Source organism: Saccharopolyspora mangrovi (assembly GCF_035320975.1).
Lineage (GTDB): Bacteria > Actinomycetota > Actinomycetes > Mycobacteriales > Pseudonocardiaceae > Saccharopolyspora > Saccharopolyspora mangrovi.
The window spans coordinates 92,023-110,023 of the sequence record NZ_JAWLNX010000018.1 but is presented as its reverse complement, the minus strand read 5'-3'; the positions used below and the strand labels follow the sequence as shown (position 1 = coordinate 110,023).

At 70.5% G+C, this 18,001-nt stretch carries 16 protein-coding genes; 9 read left to right on the top strand and 7 right to left on the bottom strand.

Features of this window, described 5'->3' with window-relative positions; genetic code table 11:
* The first annotated feature begins 72 nt into the window (after positions 1-72).
* The gene (locus R4I43_RS23775) at positions 73-1,392 is read left to right on the top strand and encodes a GNAT family N-acetyltransferase (protein ID WP_324267903.1); all 1,320 of its coding nucleotides are present in this window, start codon (positions 73-75) and stop codon (positions 1,390-1,392) included.
* A gap of 60 nt (positions 1,393-1,452) precedes the next feature.
* Here R4I43_RS23775 and idi read toward each other — a convergent pair whose 3' ends face one another.
* Complete coding sequence (gene idi / locus R4I43_RS23770) at positions 1,453-2,031, bottom strand: isopentenyl-diphosphate Delta-isomerase (protein ID WP_324267902.1); 579 nt, start codon at positions 2,029-2,031, stop codon at positions 1,453-1,455.
* 369 nt (positions 2,032-2,400) lie between these two features.
* Between idi and R4I43_RS23765 the strand changes: the two genes are divergently transcribed.
* The 3 genes from R4I43_RS23765 to R4I43_RS23755 all read left to right on the top strand — a co-directional run bounded on the left by R4I43_RS23765 (position 2,401) and on the right by R4I43_RS23755 (position 5,228).
* The gene (locus R4I43_RS23765) at positions 2,401-3,378 is read left to right on the top strand and encodes a M28 family metallopeptidase (RefSeq protein ID WP_324267901.1); all 978 of its coding nucleotides are present in this window, start codon (positions 2,401-2,403) and stop codon (positions 3,376-3,378) included.
* A gap of 231 nt (positions 3,379-3,609) precedes the next feature.
* On the top strand, positions 3,610-3,927 hold the full coding sequence (locus R4I43_RS23760) for a (2Fe-2S)-binding protein (protein WP_324267900.1): 318 nt from the start codon (positions 3,610-3,612) through the stop codon (positions 3,925-3,927).
* Positions 3,924-5,228, top strand: a complete 1,305-nt coding sequence (locus R4I43_RS23755; RefSeq protein WP_324267899.1) for an FAD-dependent oxidoreductase — start codon at positions 3,924-3,926, stop codon at positions 5,226-5,228. Before R4I43_RS23760 ends, R4I43_RS23755 begins: the two co-directional genes overlap by 4 nt.
* 535 nt (positions 5,229-5,763) lie before the next feature.
* Here R4I43_RS23755 and R4I43_RS23750 read toward each other — a convergent pair.
* Positions 5,764-7,323 (bottom strand): aldehyde dehydrogenase family protein, encoded by a 1,560-nt coding sequence (locus R4I43_RS23750; protein ID WP_324267898.1) that lies wholly within the window; start codon positions 7,321-7,323, stop codon positions 5,764-5,766.
* Between the two features lie 319 nt (positions 7,324-7,642).
* Here R4I43_RS23750 and R4I43_RS23745 point away from each other — a divergent pair, with 319 nt between their 5' ends.
* Positions 7,643-8,455, top strand: coding sequence for an SGNH/GDSL hydrolase family protein (locus R4I43_RS23745; RefSeq protein WP_324267897.1), 813 nt, complete (start codon positions 7,643-7,645; stop codon positions 8,453-8,455).
* A gap of 202 nt (positions 8,456-8,657) precedes the next feature.
* On the opposite strand, the gene R4I43_RS23740 is transcribed toward R4I43_RS23745, so the two are convergent.
* Positions 8,658-9,431 carry an SDR family oxidoreductase gene (locus R4I43_RS23740; RefSeq protein ID WP_324267896.1) on the bottom strand — a complete coding sequence of 258 codons (774 nt, stop codon included), beginning with the start codon at positions 9,429-9,431 and terminating at the stop codon, positions 8,658-8,660.
* On the bottom strand, positions 9,431-10,327 hold the full coding sequence (locus tag R4I43_RS23735) for a dihydrodipicolinate synthase family protein (protein WP_324267895.1): 897 nt from the start codon (positions 10,325-10,327) through the stop codon (positions 9,431-9,433). The genes R4I43_RS23740 and R4I43_RS23735 overlap by 1 nt, the downstream gene beginning before the upstream one ends.
* 571 nt (positions 10,328-10,898) lie before the next feature.
* Between R4I43_RS23735 and R4I43_RS23730 the strand changes: the two genes are divergently transcribed.
* From R4I43_RS23730 to R4I43_RS23715, 4 genes are all read left to right on the top strand, one after another.
* Positions 10,899-12,002, top strand: a complete 1,104-nt coding sequence (locus R4I43_RS23730; protein ID WP_324267894.1) for a J domain-containing protein — start codon at positions 10,899-10,901, stop codon at positions 12,000-12,002.
* 94 nt (positions 12,003-12,096) lie between these two features.
* Complete coding sequence (locus tag R4I43_RS23725; RefSeq protein WP_324267893.1) at positions 12,097-12,513, top strand: DoxX family protein; 417 nt, start codon at positions 12,097-12,099, stop codon at positions 12,511-12,513.
* Between the two features lie 39 nt (positions 12,514-12,552).
* On the top strand, positions 12,553-12,939 hold the full coding sequence (locus R4I43_RS23720; RefSeq protein WP_324267892.1) for a VOC family protein: 387 nt from the start codon (positions 12,553-12,555) through the stop codon (positions 12,937-12,939).
* Between the two features lie 86 nt (positions 12,940-13,025).
* Positions 13,026-13,709, top strand: a complete 684-nt coding sequence (locus R4I43_RS23715) for a dienelactone hydrolase family protein (RefSeq protein WP_324267891.1) — start codon at positions 13,026-13,028, stop codon at positions 13,707-13,709.
* Between the two features lie 473 nt (positions 13,710-14,182).
* Here R4I43_RS23715 and R4I43_RS23710 read toward each other — a convergent pair whose 3' ends face one another.
* The 3 genes from R4I43_RS23710 to solA are packed head-to-tail and all read right to left on the bottom strand — an operon-like array spanning position 14,183 to position 17,928.
* On the bottom strand, positions 14,183-15,352 hold the full coding sequence (locus R4I43_RS23710) for an NAD(P)/FAD-dependent oxidoreductase (protein ID WP_324267890.1): 1,170 nt from the start codon (positions 15,350-15,352) through the stop codon (positions 14,183-14,185).
* Complete coding sequence (locus R4I43_RS23705) at positions 15,349-16,782, bottom strand: sodium:solute symporter family protein (RefSeq protein ID WP_324267889.1); 1,434 nt, start codon at positions 16,780-16,782, stop codon at positions 15,349-15,351. Before R4I43_RS23705 ends, R4I43_RS23710 begins: the two co-directional genes overlap by 4 nt.
* A gap of 18 nt (positions 16,783-16,800) precedes the next feature.
* Entirely contained in the window at positions 16,801-17,928 is a 1,128-nt protein-coding gene (gene solA / locus R4I43_RS23700) for an N-methyl-L-tryptophan oxidase (protein WP_324267888.1), read from the bottom strand.
* Between the last annotated feature and the right edge of the window lie 73 nt (positions 17,929-18,001).

The window sequence follows — 18,001 nt, the reverse complement described above, 5'->3', positions numbered from 1 at the left end:
TGATTTCGGGGTGTTAACCCGGGTGTGATCGGGGTTCGTCCAGCGGAAACGTGGTGGCGGAAGCATGGGGGCATGACTTCCAGCGAGCACCGCCGAGCGCCCCGGGACTGGACCCGCGAGATCGTCGAGCTGGCCGTGCTGCTCCTGGCGGCGGGTGCGGCGAACCTGGTCGTCACCGGGGTGCGCAGCCACTCCGGGGCGACGTTGCTGCTGCTGTCCCTCGGCGCGGTCCTGATGCTGGTCGGCGCCGTGCGGTGGTGGTCGCGCCGCGACTTGGGACCGGGCGTCGCCCTGACGGGCGGCGACGAGCCCGCTGCCGACCCGACCGCGCCGGAGGCCGCGTTCGTGCCGCAGCACCTGTGGCGGTTGCGGGCGCGCGTGACGGACACGCCCGGGCGGCTGGCCAAGCTGGCCGGGGCGCTGGCGGCGCTCGGCGGTGACATCAGGACCATGCAGGTGCACCCGGTCGCCGGCGGAGCCGTCGACGAGGTGCTGCTGCACGTTCCCGCTCAGGTCCGGCACGCCGAACTGGTCGCCGTCGTCGAGGCCGCCGGAGGGTACGACGTGACGGCCTCGCGGGCCGACGTCCGCGAACTCGACGACGTGCCCACCAGGACCGCCAACCTCGCCAACGACCTGGTCAACGGCCGGACCGACCTGGCCCGCGGACTGCGCTCGCTGCTGGGGCACGTCGACGTGCGGTGGCAGGAGGAAGCCGAAGCGCCGCTGGAGATCGGAGCCTTCACCGAGACCGCGATGTGCCTGGCCGAGCCCGGCGGCGGGGTGCTCGTGCTGACCCGGCCCGGTGGGGCGTTCACACCTGCGGAATTCGCCCGCGCCCGCGCGCTGGTCGACCTGGCCGTCAGCTGCCGCGCCCGGATCCGACCGGTGGAGCGAACTGCGGTCACGCGCGGCGGCGTCGAGCTGACCTTGCGACCGGCGGACCGGGACGACGTCGCGCTGGTCGTCGAGTTCCACGAGCGCTGCTCCAGCGCGGCGCGGTTCCGCCGCTACTTCAGCCCGGGCCCGGCACCGGGCGAGAGCGGACTGCGACGGCTGCTGACGCCGGCCCTCGGCCGGTCGTTGCTCGCGCTCGGACCGGACGGCGAGGTCGTCGGCATGGGAAACCTCATGTACGACGGGAACACCGGCGAGCTGGCGCTGCTGGTGCGCGACGACTGGCAGCGTCGCGGCGTCGGCACCGCCATCGCCGAGCAGATCATCGAGCAGGCTGCCGACCTGGGCATCACGACCCTCACCGCGCACACCCACGTCGACAACACCGCGATCGCGCGCACGCTGCGGGGCGCGGGAATGAAGCTCGTCGGAGCGCCCGAACCCGGCGAGTGGAGCTGGGCGCGCGACCTCACCCCGCTCGCCGCGGCCGAATAGCGCACGGAGGACAGCCCCGGACCTCCGCGGAAGTCCGGGGCTGCTCCGGGTTCGGGGAGGTCAGGCCACGCGGGCCGCGGATGGCAGGTCGCCCGGGGAGCCGACGGGCCACTGCGCGGGTTCCGGGCCCAGCTCGCTGAGCTCGCGGACCTGCAGCGCGCACCAGGGCGAGACCTCGGTGTCGCCGGCGAGCACGCCGGTGCTGAACTCCTTCCACCGCACCCATCGCGTCGCGGCGACCTCGTCCGGGTTGGGTTGCGGGGTGCTGTCGGTGAAAGCCACGAACACCGGGCACATCTCGTTCTCGGCGACGCCGTTGTCCATAGTGGCGTGATAGCGGAACGCGGGCAGCGCCAGTTCGAGCCCGCGCACGGTCAGACCGAGCTCCTCGCCGAGACGGCGGGTGATGGCGGCCTTCATCTCCTCCTCCGGTGCCGGGTGGCCGCAGCAGGTGTTGGTCCAGACGCTGGGGAAGGTTCGCTTGTGGTGAGCCCGCTGGGTGAGCAGGAATTCGCCGTGGTCGTTGAACACGTAGCAGGAGAACGCCAGGTGCAGCGGTGTCTCCCGGTGGTGCACGGTCGCCTTGTCCTCGACGCCTATCGCCTGACCGGCTTCGTCGAGCAGGACCACCTGTTCCACGTGCGGTACCTCCCTGGAGTGAGTGGTGGGAAAATGATCTTCGGCCGAAGCCGGGACCTTATCCAGTCCTGACCCCGCCTGCCGTGCGGGCTCGATCACCAGCACGTCGGCCGCGGCGCCGGGACCACGTTCCCGTCCAGCTTGCCTCAGCACAGCCGGGAGAACAACGCGAGCGAACTCGCCCCACCTCGGGAAACGTCCCGAAACTGATCGCGTGCGGTGAAAACCCGCCGGGAAACGGGAAAAACGTGTGGGTTCGGCGACTTTTGGTCAAAACGGTCTGCGTCCGGAGCTGCGCGGATACGTTCGCCCGGCGAGTACGAGATCGATCGAGATCCGAGATCGAATCCATGACGAAGGGATCGCGGGATGCCGAACCGACCGATGCTCGCCACCGCTGCGGCGCTGGCAGCTGCTGCTGCGCTGGTGCTGCCCACCGCGGCCGTCGCTGAGACCGACAGCCCGCGCGCTGGGGTCATGGCCGTGCAGGACCACCTGCAGGAGCTGCAGAACATCGCAGGAGCCAACGGCGGGAACCGCGCTGCCGGCTCGCCGGCCTACCGGGCCTCGCTCGACTACATCAAGGGCGAGCTCGACGCGGCCGGCTTCACCACGACGGTCCAGGAGTTCCAGTCGATGGGCGGGCCCACCTACAACCTGATCGCTGAAACGCCCGGCGGCGACGCCAACAAGGTCGTCATGTTCGGCGCCCACCTCGACAGCGTCGGCGACGGCCCCGGGATCAACGACAACGGAACCGGCTCGGCCGCGATCCTGCAGGCCGCGCTGGACTACGCGGCCGGTGGCGAGACCCCGACCAACAAGCTCCGCTTCGCCTTCTGGGGTGCCGAGGAAGAAGGACTCGTCGGCTCCACCCACTACGTGGAGACGCTGCCGGAGGCCGAGCGCGGGAAGATCGCCGCATACCTCAACTTCGACATGGTCGGCTCGCCCAACGCCGGCTACTTCACCTACGACGGCGACGACTCCGACGGCGTCGGCGCGGGTCCGGGGCCGGAGGGCTCGGCGCAGATCGAGGAGCTGCTCAACGATTCGCTGGGAGCTTCGGGCGCACCGGCGGAGGGCACCGACTTCGACGGCCGCTCCGACTACGGCCCGTTCATCGAGGTCGGCATCCCGGCGGGCGGCACCTTCACCGGAGCCGAGCAGACCAAATCCCCCGAGCAGGCCCAGAAGTGGGGCGGCCAGGCCGGTGAGGCGTTCGACGCCTGCTACCACCAGGCCTGCGACACCATCGACAACGTCGACGCCCAAGCCCTGGAACGCAACTTCGCCGCCATCGCCAACACGGTGAAGACCTACGCGGCGCAGTTCCCGCAGCCGTAGGACTTGCCCGCAACACGAGCCATCGGGAGAGGGAAAGGCCGTCCCCGGCAGCCGCTGCAGCGCAGGCGGTGGCTGCCGGGGACGGCTGCTTCGCGGCGAGTGCTCAGCGACGGCTGCGGCGCGCATCAGTCCCATGTCTGACGTGGCTACACCAATGGATTGATGCGCGATCTGTTCTGGGGCAGTTCAATTTCACCCGACCGCCGGTGTTGATCCAGGAGGTGGCGGGAGTTGACCGGACCGTACCTGCTTCCGGCCCACCTGGACCCCGCGCGACCGCGCCACCAGTCCGCTTTCACGGTCGAGGTCGACGGGCGCCGCGTCGTCGCGCGCGCCGGTCAGACGGTGGCCGCCGTGCTGATGTCGCTGGGGTTGACGTCCTGGCGGGAGACCGGTGGGCGGCGTCGCAGGCGCGGGCTGTTCTGCGGGATCGGCGTGTGCTCCGAGTGCGTGCTGGTGGTCAACGGGACGCCCGACGTGCGCGCGTGCCTGCGGCCGGTCGAAGCCGGTGACGTGATCAGCACTCGTGGACCGGGGGAGGCGCCATGAGCGTCGTGGTCGTGGGCGCAGGACCAGCGGGCATGACCGCCGCGCTGCACGCCGCTCGCGCCGGTGCCGACGTGCTGCTCATCGACTCGTCGAACTCGCTGGGCGGGCAGTTCCACCAGGCACCACCTCAGGAGTTCGGCGTCGCCGAACCGCAGCGGATCCGCCGCGAGCAGCGGAGTTTCGCGAGCCTCGAGGAGAAGATCCACGCCCACCCGCGCATCCGGTGCGCGTCGGGCAGCGTTCGCGGGCTCGACGGGCACACCGTCCACGTGCGCAGCGGATCGGACGGCCGGGAGTCCTTCCGCGCCGACGCGCTGGTGCTGGCCACCGGGGCGCACGATCGGGTGCTGCCCTTCCCCGGCTGGGAGCTGCCCGGGGTGTTCACCGCCGGGGCCGCCCAAGCCCTGGCCAAGGGGCAGCGGATCGCGGTGGGCAGCCGGGTGCTGGTCGCGGGTGCCGGGCCGTTGCTGCTGCCGGTGACCGAATCGCTGCTGGAGGTCGGAGCGGACGTGGTGGCCGTCCTCGACGCGGGCAGCCCCACCGCCTGGTTGCGGCGTGCGCCGACCCTAGCGGGGCAGTGGGACAAGCTCGCCGGGTTCGCCGGTTACCTACGCCGACTCGTCGGGAACACCCAGTTCCGGACGCGGGCGGGTGTCGTGGAGGCGGTGGGTGACGCGCGGGTCCGGGAGGCCGTCGTCGCCAAGCTCGACGCGCGCTGGCGACCGGTCCCGGGCACGCGTCGCAGGGTCGCGGTGGATGCGATCTGCGTCGCCCACGGCCTCCTGCCGCGCCTGGAACTCGCCCAGGCAGCGGGATGCGACATCGAGGACGGGTTCGTCCGGGTCGACCGGGTCCAGCGCAGCTCGGTGCCGTGGGTGTTCGCGGCCGGCGAGACGACCGGCATCGCCGGGGCCCGCGCCGCGGCGGCCGAAGGCGCCGTCGCCGGGCTGGCCGCAGCCGTCCAGGTGCGCGCCACCACCTGGAGCGAGGTGGAAAAGCCCGCTCGCCGAGCCATGCTCGTGGTCCGGTGTGGACGGCGGTTCGGGCGCGCGATGGCCTCGGCGACAAGGATCGGGGAGGACTGGAACGAGTGGCTCACCCCGCAGACGCTGGTCTGCCGCTGCGAGGAGGTCCCCTACCAGGCCCTGCGGGACGGCGCGTCCGCTGAGCGCGACGCCCGCTCGTTGAACTTGTCCTGCCGCGTCGGACTCGGCCCCTGCCAGGGACGGATGTGCGGGCGCAACGCCAGCGAGCTCGCCGAGAACCTCCTCCGGACTCCCGCGGCGGACACACCGGGCTGAGGCTGGTCGCCGCCCGGCGTCCCCGGGTGCGGATCAGGGCTCGTGCGCGCGTGGCCGGGTCCAGCAGAAGCGGTTCCAAGCGCGGAGGTGCGCTGAAGTCGAGCATGCCGGTCAGCGGGTGGGCCCTGGTGTCCCAGGAGTTCTCACCGATTCGGCCCAGGTGCCTGTTGTCCACGATGAAGCGCAGCACCGAGCCCTGATCGGTGAGGGTGTGGTCCACGTGGTTGGCCGGATCAGCGGAATCGCCGATCTTCGACGGGGCCACGTGGTCGTACCAGCCGTCGGAGTCGTCGGAATGCGTCGACCAGCGAAAACCAATTCCCGGAGGCAGGAGATTAAGCCGCGCGAAGAATTCCGACAAAGCTGACAGGGCCTTTTGTCGGGTAATCAACGACGAAGACGCATTCACGCGGAATGGGGGAATTCGCGCGTTCCGGCACCGGCTGCGCGAATGGTCGCCGGGTCGGCGGTGAACTCCGCGGAAACGAACGGGGAACCCCGCCGCAGCGGGATTCCCCGTTCGCTCGCGCCGGAATCAGGTCTGCGGATAGCGGTGGTAACCCGGGAAGTTGCCGTAGAGCTGCTCACCGGGCGGGCCCTGGGTCACCGCGTGCACCAAGTGCTGGCCGCCGACGAACGCGCCCTTCCACGAGGCACCCCGGCCGCCGAAGGGCTCATCCCGGTCACCCCGCGAGCGGGGCTTGTTGATGCCGACCTTGAACGCCTGGACGTGCTCGGAGAGCTCGTCGGCGAACGACTCGTCGTCGCTGGCGATCGTGGCCACGAGGGCGCCGTTGGAGGCGTTCATCTGCGCCAGCAGCTCCGCCTCGGTGTCGACGACGACGACCGTGTCCACCGGCCCGAACGGCTCCTCGTGCATGAGCCGGCTGGCACCGGGTGGTGCCAGCAGCGTCACCGGAGCCGCGTAGGCCGAGACGTCCTGGCCCTCCAAGTAGTGGCCTTGAGCGCGGTCGCCGTGGTGCAGCGGGACCGCACCGTGGCGCAGCGCCTCGGCGACCCGGCCCTCCAGCTCGGTCGCCTTCGCCGCCGAGATCAGCGGCCCGAAGTCCAGCGCGGGCGGATCGCCGTTCTCGGTGGCCAGCGGGTGGCCGAAGCGCACCGACTGGACCACCGGGAGGTAGGTGGCGAGGAAATTGTCCACCAGCTTGCGCTGCACCACGAACCGCGGATAGGCGGTGCAGCGCTGCTTGGCGTACTCGAAGCCCTTGCGCAGGTGCGCGCTCAACCCCTCCCAGTCGGAGAACTCCCACAAGCCCCAGGTGTTGAGGCCCTCCTGCTCCAGCATGTGCCGCTTGCCGGTGTCGACCAGCTGCGCGGCGATCTTGCCGCCGTTGGAGCGACCGCCGACGAACGCGAGCGCGCCGACCTCGGGGGAGCGGACCAGCGGATCGGACAGCGCCGAACCGTCCCCGGACAGCAGGGTGGCCGGCAGCCCGGCGCGGGCCATCAGCGCGTGCGCGACGGTGAGCGTCACCGCGCCGCCCTGGGTGGGCGTCTTGGCGATCACCGCGTTGCCCGCGAGCAGCTGCACCAGCTCGGCGTGCACCAGCACGCTCATCGGGTAGTTCCAGCTGGCGATGTTGCTGACCGGGCCGGGCAGCGGCTGCCGCTTGTACGGGGCGCCCTCCACGTCCTGGTTGAGCATCTGCTCGGTGTGGTCGGCGTACCAGCGCACGCCGTCGAGGCAGCGGTCTACGTCGGCGCAGGCGAGCTTCCAGGGCTTGCCGATCTCCCAGGCCAGCAGCAGCGCCAGGTCGTCGCGGACCTGCGCCATCGCTTCGACGGCGCTGATCACCGCTTCGCGTCGCTTGTCGTAGGTGACCTGAGACCAGGCCTGGTGCGCCCGGGCGGCGGCGTGCACCGCGTCCTGCGCGGTGCCGGCGTCGATCTTGGGCAGTTGGGAGAACACCGTGCCGTCCACCGGGGTCACCTGCGGTGCCGGTTCGCCGACCGCCTGCCAACGGCGGTCGATGAGGTTGCGGGGCACGCCGTCGTCGAACGCCTCCGGCGCCGCGGCGGCGACCCGCGACAGCACCGCCGAAGCGGTGTGGTGATCGGGAACCCGGAGTGTCATACGCCCTCCTCAAAACATTGGGACGGGGTGCCGGGAGGCATAGAACTATGCCACGCCGAGGTGCCTCACGCCTGCTGCAATCGTGCGAATTCGAACAAAACGTACGTGCGTCTTGCGAACCCGTTCAGCGCCTCCCTGAGGTGCCGGAATTGGGAAAATCGGCGAAATCGGAACCGAGAATTGTTCCGATCGCGGCTGGCGCGGTGATGTTCGAAGTGCCGCGACGCCCTGTTACTGGCGGGTATTCGCCAATTCCTCCGGAAATCCGCGCGGAGTTCTTTGAATGAAGGAGTTTTTCGCGCTCCGAACGGAGGAAAACATGCGTCACGCAAGGTACCTCATCGGTGCGGTGACCGTTTGCGCGGTCGCCTCCGGCACGGCCACCGCCCCGGCCTTCGCAGCTGATTCCGACTCCGAAACCACCGCCGAAAACTACGTCGCACTGGGCGATTCCTACGCCTCGGGAACCGGAACCCGGGATTACTTCGAGGACAGCGGGGACTGTCTGCGCAGCCCCAAGGCCTATCCGCAGTTATGGGCCGACTCGCACGGTGTCGCCAGCTTCAACTTCGCCGCCTGCTCCGGTGCGGTCACCGACGACGTCAACGCCGACCAGCTCGGCTCGCTCAGCGCCGACACCACGCTGGTCACCATTTCCATCGGTGGCAACGACATCGGCTTCGTCGACGTGATCACCAGCTGCGTCGCCGGTACCGACGAGGGCTGCGACAACGCCGTCAACGACGCGGCCGCGAAGGCCCAGAACGAACTGCCCGCCAAGCTCGACACCACCTACGCCAACATCCGCGCCGCCGCGCCCAACGCGAAGGTCGTGGTGGTCGGGTACCCGCGCATCAACGAGATGGGCGAGTGCGGAATTCCCTTCTACTCCGAGTACAAGCGCCAGCGGATCAACGAGGGCGCCGACGAGCTCGCCTCGGTGATCTCCGACCGCGCCTCGGCGGCCGGGTTCTCCTTCGCCGACCCGAGGGACTCCTTCTCCGGGCACGGCGTCTGCTCCTCCGATGAGTGGATCAACGGGCCCAGCAACCCGATCCAGGAGTCCTTCCACCCCGACGTCGACGGGCACGCCAACGCGTACCTGCCGACCCTGAACTCCGTCACCGGCTGACACTCCCGGAGGCGGAAGAGGGGGGGGGGGGGGGGGGGCGGGGGGGGGCCCCCCCCCCCCCCCCCCCCGGGGGGGGGGGGGGCCCCCCCCCCGCGCCCGGGTCTCCCCCCCGCGGGGGGTTGGGGGGGGGGGGGCGCGGCGCCCCGCCCCCCCCCCCCCCACGCCTCGCTCTGCGTTCCGGCCCGTACCCCGGCCGCGCGCATCACAGCGTCGGGACGAGGCCTCCGTCGCAGCGGATCGCGGTGCCGGTGATGTAGGAGGCGTGGGCGCTGCACAGGAACGCCGCCGTGGCACCGAACTCGGCGGGTTCGCCGTAGCGCTTGGCGGGGATGGCCGCTTCGCCGCGGGCCCGGACCTCCTCCACCGGCAGGCGCTCGCGCTCCGCCGTGGCGTTGTCCAGCGACGACAGCCGGTCGGTGGCGATCCGGCCGGGCAGCAGCAGGTTCGCTGTGATGCCCTCGTCGGCCACGTCGATCGACAGGCTCTTCAGGTACGCCGCCAGCGCGCTGCGACCGATGTTGGACAGCGCGAGGTTCGGGATCGGTGCCTCGACACCGCTGGAGGCGATCGCCAGCACCCGGCCCCACCGGCGCTCCCGCATCCCCGGCAGCACCCCGCCGACCAGCTTCTGGTGCACCAGAAGCAGGTTCTGCACCGCCTCGGCGGTGGCCTCCGGACCGATCTCCGAGGCGCTCGCCGGACGTGGCCCCGGACCGTTGAGCACCAGGACGTCGATCTGCCCCAGGGCGTCCTGCGCGGCGGACAGCAGCTCCTCGGCCCCGCCCGGTGCGGTCAGGTCCACCTCCACGCCGGTGGCGCCGGGCAGCTCAGCGGCGATCTCCCTCGCCCGGTCGCCACGACGGCCCGAGACCACCACGTTGACGCCCTCGGCGGCCAGCGCCCGCGCCGTCGCCTCACCCAGGCCACCCGTCGAGGCGCACACCAGCGCGTTGCGGCCGGCGATTCCCAGATCCATCAGTTCTCCATGCTCTCCACGGCCGCCAAGTGCCGATCCAGTTGTTTGTCAAGGGTTTCCGGCATCCCCGGTGCGGGTGTCCGGACCCCGGAGTCGCTGATCAGGCCCCGGCGGCGCAGCGCCTCCTTGCGGATGGCCAGTCCGATGCGCGCCTGCGCCTCGAAGTTCACCAGCGGCAGGTACCGCAGGTACGCCTCGAGGGCCGCCTGGTACCCGCCCCGCCACCACGCGTTCACGCACGCCTGGAGGCCTTCGGGGAACGAGAAGCCGGTCATCGCTCCGGCCGAACCGGCGGCCAGCTCGTCCAGCAGCCCGACGCCGCCGAGCCCGCCGAAAACCGGCACGCCGGTGCGCGCGGTCAGCGTCGCGATCGCCGGGGGAGTGGGCGGGGCCTCGGCCTTGATCGCCACCGCGGATTCGACCTGCTCGACCGCCGCAGCCAGGTTCACCGGACTGATCGACACCCCGGTGACCAGCGGGTAGTCCTGCACCACGAGACCGGCACCGGTCGCGGCGTGGACCGCGTCGAGCTGGTTGGCCAGCAGGTCCGGGTCCGGCGTGTTGACCTGCACCATCGCACCCGCCAGCTGATCACCGACCACGTCGGTGGCCAGCTCGACCTCCTCGATCGCGGGTGCGGTCGAGGTGCTGGAGGCGCCCACCACGATCGGCAGGTCCACCGAATCCACCACGACCTCGAGCACCGCGCGCTTCTCCGCGGTGGACAAGCGCGCCGCCTCGCCGAACACGCCCAGCACGGTCAGCCCGGCGACGCCGATCCTGCGGTAGTGCCCGACGAGCTTCGCCAGCGATGCCACGTCGACGTCCTGTGTGGACTCGGTGAACGGAGTGGCGACCACGCCCCAGACCCCGGGAGCGAGCGGTTCCGTAGCCATCTGCAACCTTTCCACCCAGCGGTTCGACCGGCGATCCTATGCACGTCGGATCAGATCGCGTCAAGGTCGTCCGGAGGCCCCGGCGACCACGTGAGCAGCGGCTCCAGCGGCCCGCGCCCGCCTCGCCGCCGCTCGGAAGGTGGCCCGGTCGGCAACGGCCGCCGCGACACGTGCTCGCCGCGCCGGGCGGATTTCGCCCCACAAGGCCGCTCCGATCGGCTATGGTGGACGGCGATACCGGGCGGGCCTCGATTCACTCGGTGTTGACCAGGACTTACGCGGTAGTACCGCACAGCAGGCCGAGCCGGTCCCAGGCGCCATCCAGGACCGAGCCCGGCTCCTGGATGGCCAAAAGGGAGGGACGGCGGAGCGCCGTCTCGGTCATCCGCGTGGAAGAGCCCGCTGGCCACTGCAGCCAGCGGGTTTTTTCGTGCCCGCGGCGGGGCCGGGCGCTCGTCACGGGTGAGATCCGGCCATCCGGTTGATCTTGATCTCGGGCCGCGTCCTATCATGACCGGGCGTTCTCATTGCAGCTCGTTGTTGCCGCGCGGTCCGGGAGGCGGGGAGGGTAGTGCGCGGGGTCGACTACTACGAACTCCTCGGCGTGGGGAGCGACGCGACACCGGTCGAGATCAAATCGGCGTACCGGACGCTGGCCCGCACCATGCACCCCGACGTCGGTGGCAGCGACGGCGCCTTCCGCCTCCTGCAGGAGGCCTACGAAACCCTCAACGATCCGGTGCGCCGAGCCTCCTACGACAGCTCGCGGCGCCCGCCCGTGCGCACCGAGACAGCCGCGGCCGAGCGGCCGCGGAGGCCGGGCGGCACCAGACGGCCTGGCCGCGACTTCGGGGAGGACCCCGACTACGTGCCCCGGATGCCGCGGGTGCGGCTCGACGACCTCGGCTGGTGGGACAGCGTCGACCCGCAGGCGCGGGTGCAGTACCTCCCGGTGCTGGGACCAGACCGGATGCCGACGATGGCGCTGGTCGGAGCCTGGTCCCTGCTGTTGCTGGCCGGGGCGGCGGTGGAGCTCAACGCCGCCTTGATGGCGACCTGGCTCGGGTTGCTGATCACCTCCGGGGTCGTGATCGTGCTGCTGCTCCGCAAGCACATCTCCGCCTACCGCGAGCACCGCGCGTTCACCGCCGAGTTCGGCGGCCAGCGGATCTTCGGGTTGCCGGACATCCAGCACGAGCGCGTTCAGCTGCTGACCGCCGAGCTGTGCGCGAAGTACCTCATCCGGCTGCCCGGGGTCCGGGTGTTCCACGGGCTGGCCTGGCCGAACTCGATCTTCGAGGACGTGCACCACGCGGTGCTGTGCGGCCGCCGGTTGGTGCTGGTGGAGTCCAAGAGCTGGTTGCCCGGCCACTACGCGACCGACGAGAACGGCTCGCTGTGGCGCAACGGCCATCCGTTCCGCGGCGGAGTGACCAGGTTGAACGAGGGCGTGGCCAACTTCGAGGAGCTGCTGCCCGAGGTCGAGGTTCGCGGTGCCGTGCTGATCTACCCGAGCCGTGCCGGTGAGATCACCACCGTCGAACAGCATGACGAGCAGGTCGTGCCGATGACGCCAGCGCAGTTCATCAGGGACATCGGGCACTGGCTCGCGCAGGACCCGGTCACGGTCGACCGCGAGGTCTTCAGCACGGTCCTGGACCAACTGGTGGACTGAGGCGTTCTTCCCCGGCCGGCACCGATGAGTTTCCGGCGGTCGTCGAGTCGATACCTGCGTTCGGCCTCGACAGCGCGTGGGAAGGGTGCTTCGAATGACTACCAGTGCGAATACGACTGCGAGCCCGCCGAGGCGAGCGGTCAACATCGGTCTCTGGGTGCTGCAGGTGCTGCTGGCGGCGTTCTTCGTGTTCGCCGCCGTGCCCAAGCTGCTCGGCGACCCGATCGCGGTCCAGATGTTCGACCTCATCGGGTTCGGGCAGTGGCTCCGCTACTTCACCGGCGTCGTCGAAGTCCTCGGCGCGATCGGGTTGCTGATCCCGCGGTTGTGCGGTCTGGCAGCCGTCGGCCTGGCGTTGGTCATGGTCGGCGCGGTGCTGGCGGAGATCTTCCCGCTCGGCGCTCCGGTGGTGGCCCTGTCGCCACTCGTGCTGTGCTTGCTGTTCCTGCTCATCGCATGGGCACGGCGAGACAGCATCAAGGCCCTGATTCCCGGCCTCGCGCGGTCCTGACCTTTCCCGACCAACGAAAGCGGAGTGATCAACATGGCCATGAAGACCTTTCTCAACCTGCCCGTCAAGGACCTCGATCGGTCGGTGGAGTTCTTCACCGCCCTCGGGTTCACCTTCGACCAGAACTTCACCGATGAGAACGCCACCTGCATGGTGATCAGCGACGACGCCTACGCGATGTTGCTGGTGGAGCCGTTCTTCAAGTCCTTCATCGCCAAGGACGTGGCCGACGCGAGCAAGGTCACCGAGGTCATCACCGCCCTCACCGCCGATTCGCGCGAGCAGGTGGACGAACTCGTCGACAAGGCCCGCGCCGCGGGATCGCCTCGCGTCGGTGAGGTGATGGAGGAAGGCCCGATGTACAGCCGCAGCTTCGAAGACCCCGACGGGCACCTCTGGGAAATCTTCCACATGCCCCTCGACTGAGGGCTGCGATCAGCGGTTCGCGGCGGGATCATGGTGCGGGCTCGAACGGCCCGGCGCACGGTCATTCCGGACGAAGGAGCACGAGCGTGACGAACCCGCACCAGAACGTCAGCTTCGCCAGCAACGGGCGGACCGCCCACGGCTACCTGGCGACCCCGGAGCGGCCGGGGCCGGGTGTGGTGGTGATCCAGGAGTGGTGGGGCCTGACCGACCACGTCGCCGACGTCGCGAACCGCTTCGCCGGTGAGGGTTTCGTGGCGCTGGCGCCCGACCTCTACGGCGGGCACACCACGCACGACGCCCAGGAGGCGGCCCGGATGATGCAGGAGCTGCCCGTCGACCAGGCCGCGCGTGACCTGGCGGGTGCGGTCGACCACCTGCTGGGCCACGACATGGTGACCGGCTCGGCCGTCGGCACCGTCGGTTTCTGCATGGGCGGCAAGTTCGCGCTCGTGCTGGCAGCCCAGCAGGGCGAGCGCATCGGCGCCGTCGTCCCCTTCTACGGGATTCCGCCGGTGGAGACCGACTTCTCGGCGATGACGGCGCCGATGCTCGGCCACTTCGGCGAGTACGACCGCGGCGTCACGGTGGACGCCGTCGGAGAGGTGGCGGACAAGATCAAGAAGCAGACGGAAGTCCACCCCCAGATCCACGTGTACGCGGCCGGCCACGCGTTCTTCAACGACCAGAACCCCGCGTCCTACCACGAGGAATCGGCCCGCATCGCCTGGCCGCGCACCGTGGACTTCCTGCGCCGCCACCTGGCCTGAGCTTTTCCCGCTCTGAAGTTGTCAAACAGCAGCAGTGCTCGAATGGGCATGCCGGGGTGACCGGCCTCCCGCGGAGGCCGGTGCCCGGTGGTTCATCTGGTTGTGGCGAGCCCCGGGTTCACGCTCCCGGGGGTCCGGCCCGGGGCACCCGTCGGTGGGTGGAAATCCCGGCCTCGCAACCGGTTCTGGTTCTTCGGTCGGGATCCACCTGCACGGGTGACGCGGAGACGCTCCGCCCTGCCCGACCGAGATGTCCCAGGGGTCGTTGCGTGCTGTTCGGTGCTGAAAAGCGCACGGCATCAGCAGTGGCTGTGGCGGCCGGTGTCGGCATCTTCGAACTCATGTGTCAATTGTGCCGCCGGCCATTCGAAAACGCGAGCGAATGGTGATCGCTGGATGGGGTGGTCCGCTCGATCACGCTCCGGAACCGATTGGCGCGGAAAGCGTTTCATCGCACCACCGTGGAATGACGATCACTGCTGTCCCGCGAACCGAGCCTTCTCCAAGGACGGCAGCGATTCTCGGCCCACGAGCCGGTCCGGCCGGAAATCCCTGAGCTCCGAAGCGGTTTCACCCTTGACCACCTCGGCGGCGGCGAGCCGCCCGAGCAGCGGTCCCAGCGTGATCCCGCTGTGGGTGGCCAGCACGTAGAGCCGCCCGCTCCCGCCCAGGAACCCGGCCACCGTCAACCCGTCGCCGGGCATCGACCGCTGACCGACCCGGATCGATTCCAGGGCGGCGCCGGAGGTGCCCGACAGCAGGTCGTCGAGCCGCCGGCACAGCTCCCGGGCGTGGAACCCGTCCACCCCAGGCGGCTTCGCCGGATCCGCGTCGGCGTCGAGGTCCAGCCCCTGCACCACCAGTCGCCCGCCGCCGTCCGGGCGCACGTTCAGCGACGGCGTGGTCAGCACCGCGTTCACCCGGGTGGGCAGCGCGGTGGTGTAGCCCAGCAAGCCCACGGTGGCCGACCCCGCCACGTCCGGATCGGCCATCGCCACCCGGTGCCCGGCGGTCCCGGTCAGGGCTTCGGTCCACCGCCCGGCGGCGAACACCACCGCGTCGGCGGTCGTGACCTCCCCGTCGGACGAGGAGATCCGCACCCCGTCGGCGGACTCGGAGACCGACGTGACCTCGGCCGGGCAGCGCAGCTCGGCACCGTTCTCCCGGGCCTCGCCCCACAGGCGTGCCACCAGCAGCGCCGGGATCAGGTGCCCTTCGGTGGGGTAGTGGGCGATGTCCCGCACGCCATCGGGAACGAGCAGGTCGGGCACCAGTTCCCGCGCGCGGGATGGCGTGATCCACTCCGCCGGGTAGTCCCGGGCCTGGAGCTCGCGCACCGACGCGGCCAGCCGTTCGGTGCCGTCCGGACTCCCCGCCCATTCGAGGTTCCCGCCCAGCGTGAGCCACGGCGCGCACGGCCCGGGTGCGGAAGCCAGAGCGGTGTGCTCGGCCATGCCGGCCACGTTGAGGTCGTGGTAGGAGCGCGGGTTCTTGTTGTGCGAGTTCACCCAGGCGAATGAGGTGCTCGTGGTCCCGGCCAGCGGTGCGGTTCGCTCGAAAACCGTGACCCGGGCTCCGGCCAGGGCCAGTGAGCGCGCGGTCGCCGCACCCAGGACTCCCAGTCCGATCACTGCGATGTTCATGCTTCGACTGCCATTTCTGCCTCGACGGCGGGACGAGCGGGGGTCACGAACGCGGTGACCAGCACGGCTGCGGCCGAGACCGCGATGCCGTAGACGGCGTAGGGAACGGTGGTGTCCACCAGCTGCGCGATTGCGCAACCGGCGATGCCGGCGACCATGCCCGTGATCGCGGCGGCCGGGGTGAGCCTGCGGCGCCGGTGCAGCAGGTACCCGAGGAAGATCGGTGCGGCCAGCGCCGCCGCCGAGTAGGCGTAGGTCGCGACCAGCCAGGTCAGCGCCTTCGGGAACAGGATCGCCAGCACGGCGGCGAGGACGGAGACGCCGACGGTGATCATCCGCGACAGCGTCACGGTCTGCCGCTCACCGGCCTGCTTGCCCGCGATGTTCTGGTAGACGTCGCGGGTCAGGTTCGCCACCACCGACTGCAGCGCGGCGCCGGTGGTGGAGATGATCGTGGAGACCAGGAAGGCGCCGAAGACGATCACCAGCCAGGTCGGCAGCTGGGTGAGCAGCCAGCCGGCCGCGTCCTCCTCGTTGACCAGGCCCGGGTTCATCGAGTGCACCGCGAGGCCGATGCAGCCGGCGTAGATGCCGCCGATGAGCATCGTCAGACCGGAGAGCCCCAGCCCGCGGCGTGCGTCGGAGACCTTCTTGGTGGCGAAGACCCGCTGGTAGTAGAGCTGGTTGGTGAGCGTGCCGGGCAGGATCGCCGCGACCCACAGCCAGATCTGGTCCCACCCGGCCGCGGTGAGCCCTTCCCAGCCCCACAGGCGCTGCGGAACGGTTGTGGTGATGTGGCCCCAGCCGCCCGCGAGGTGGACGGCGTAGGCGGCCACGCCCAGCGACATGGCGATCATGAACAGTCCGAACACGAAGTCGGTCCAGGCCACCGACGTCAGGCCGCCGGGCAGCACGAACAGCAGGGACGCGACCATGATGACCAGGATCAGCGCGGTCGGCGACACGCCGGTGAGCTGCCCGAAGAGCTGCGCGAACGCCACGAACTGGGTGGCCAGCCAGCCGAAGGGCACCACCAGCGCGGCCAGCGCGGCGATCGCGATGGCCAGCCGGTTGCGGCCGAACAGCTTGGTGATGATGTCGGGAACCGTGGTGAAGCGCTGCTCGCGCAGCCACTTCGCGATCCACATCAGGATCAGGAACCCGACCAGCACGCTGCCTTCGTAGAGGAAGACCGACCAGCCCGAGCGGTAGCCGATGCCGACGTGCGCGATGAGCACGCCACCGCCGGTCGCGGTGGCGAACTGGGTGACGATGACGACGATCAACGGCAGCGATTCACCCGCGGACAGCCAGTCCTCGGAGTTCTTCGCCTTGCGTCCGAAGTAGACGGACATGCCGATGCCGAAGCCGATGACCAGCAGGCTTGCGATGATGATTCCGGCGATCTGGCCGGTGGAACCGGTGAGCATGGTTGGCCTCCAGTGGGCTCACAGCAGGAAGCGGTTCGGGTCGAGCGTGGTGATGTCGTGCGAGGTGCCCCCGTCGAGCGCGAGGTCCGCGCCGATCTCGCCGAAGGCGGGGGCGAGCTTGAAGCCGTGGCCGGAGAACCCGGTCATGACCGTGGCCTCGTGGTGTCCCGGCAGCGGGCCGAGCAGGGCGTGCTCGTCGGGGGTGAATCCCTCGGCGAAGGTGCCGACCCGCACCGGGTGCGGTGTCACTCCGGGCAGCAGCTTGGCCGCGGCGGCCGCGGCGGCTCGGGCGTGTTCCGGCGAGGAGCTGCGCGGGAGGTCGTCGGGGCCGTCCAGGTCGGGCCAGCCGAGGTGGTGCGGCACGATCTTGATCGCCACTCCGTCCAGGGCCGGGAAGCAGGAGAACCCGGCTTCGGCGTGCCTGCGGATGGCGATGGGCAGCGATGCCGGTGAGTGCGCGGCGACGTCGCGCGCGGCGAACCAGTAGGCGGTGATCAGGCGGGCCTCGACCGGCAAGTCGCGCAGCGGTGCGAGCTGTCGCGCCCAGGGGCCGGGCGCGAAGATGACGTGGTCGACCTCGAACGCGGTGTCGTTGCTGGTGATCCGCCAGCCGTTCGCGGTTTCGGCGGCGTCGGTGACGGGGTGGTAGGGCAGGATCCGCGCTCCTGCCGCTTCGGCGGATCGCAGCGCGGCCTGCACGCAGGGTTCCGGTCGCAGCACACCTGCGGCCGGGTCGAGCACCATGACCTCGCCGTCGTCGATCCGGTGCTGCGGGAACCTCTTCCGCGCCTGCTCGGTGTCGAGCACCTCGTGATCGAGGCCGGCGTCCTCGGCGCAGCGGCGGACCGCGAGGACGTCGGGGTGTTCGGGCGGGCCGATGGTCAGCCCTCCGCACATGGTCAGCAGGTCAGCGCCCGCGCCGTCCTCCAGCTCGCGCCACAGCGCTTCGGCGCGCTGCAGCAGTGGCACGTAGCCGGGGCCTTCCTTGTAGGCGGTGCGGAAGATGCGGGATTCACCGGCCGAGGCGCCCCGGTCGTGGCCGGGGCCGTAGGTGTCGAAGGCCAGCACCTCGGCTCCGCGCAGCGCGAGCCGCCACGTCGTCATGGCACCGATGACGCCGGTGCCGATCACCGCGACGCGAGTCATGAACACCCCTCCAAGGGTTTTCCGGGCAGCACGAATTCGCGGTTCGCCGCGGAACCGGTTCGTGGTGCGGGAA

Bases quoted from the DNA above. Each gene is read 5' to 3' on its own strand.
- R4I43_RS23735 (WP_324267895.1), bottom strand. From the start codon at position 10,327: ATGGCTACGGAACCGCTCGCTCCCGGGGTCTGGGGCGTGGTCGCCACT.
- R4I43_RS23745 (WP_324267897.1), top strand. From the start codon at position 7,643: ATGCGTCACGCAAGGTACCTCATCGGTGCGGTGACCGTTTGCGCGGTC.
- R4I43_RS23740 (WP_324267896.1), bottom strand. From the start codon at position 9,431: ATGGATCTGGGAATCGCCGGCCGCAACGCGCTGGTGTGCGCCTCGACG.
- R4I43_RS23720 (WP_324267892.1), top strand. From the start codon at position 12,553: ATGAAGACCTTTCTCAACCTGCCCGTCAAGGACCTCGATCGGTCGGTG.
- R4I43_RS23710 (WP_324267890.1), bottom strand. From the start codon at position 15,352: ATGAACATCGCAGTGATCGGACTGGGAGTCCTGGGTGCGGCGACCGCG.
- R4I43_RS23755 (WP_324267899.1), top strand. From the start codon at position 3,924: ATGAGCGTCGTGGTCGTGGGCGCAGGACCAGCGGGCATGACCGCCGCG.
- R4I43_RS23725 (WP_324267893.1), top strand. From the start codon at position 12,097: ATGACTACCAGTGCGAATACGACTGCGAGCCCGCCGAGGCGAGCGGTC.
- R4I43_RS23750 (WP_324267898.1), bottom strand. From the start codon at position 7,323: ATGACACTCCGGGTTCCCGATCACCACACCGCTTCGGCGGTGCTGTCG.
- R4I43_RS23705 (WP_324267889.1), bottom strand. From the start codon at position 16,782: ATGCTCACCGGTTCCACCGGCCAGATCGCCGGAATCATCATCGCAAGC.
- R4I43_RS23775 (WP_324267903.1), top strand. From the start codon at position 73: ATGACTTCCAGCGAGCACCGCCGAGCGCCCCGGGACTGGACCCGCGAG.
- R4I43_RS23765 (WP_324267901.1), top strand. From the start codon at position 2,401: ATGCCGAACCGACCGATGCTCGCCACCGCTGCGGCGCTGGCAGCTGCT.
- solA (WP_324267888.1), bottom strand. From the start codon at position 17,928: ATGACTCGCGTCGCGGTGATCGGCACCGGCGTCATCGGTGCCATGACG.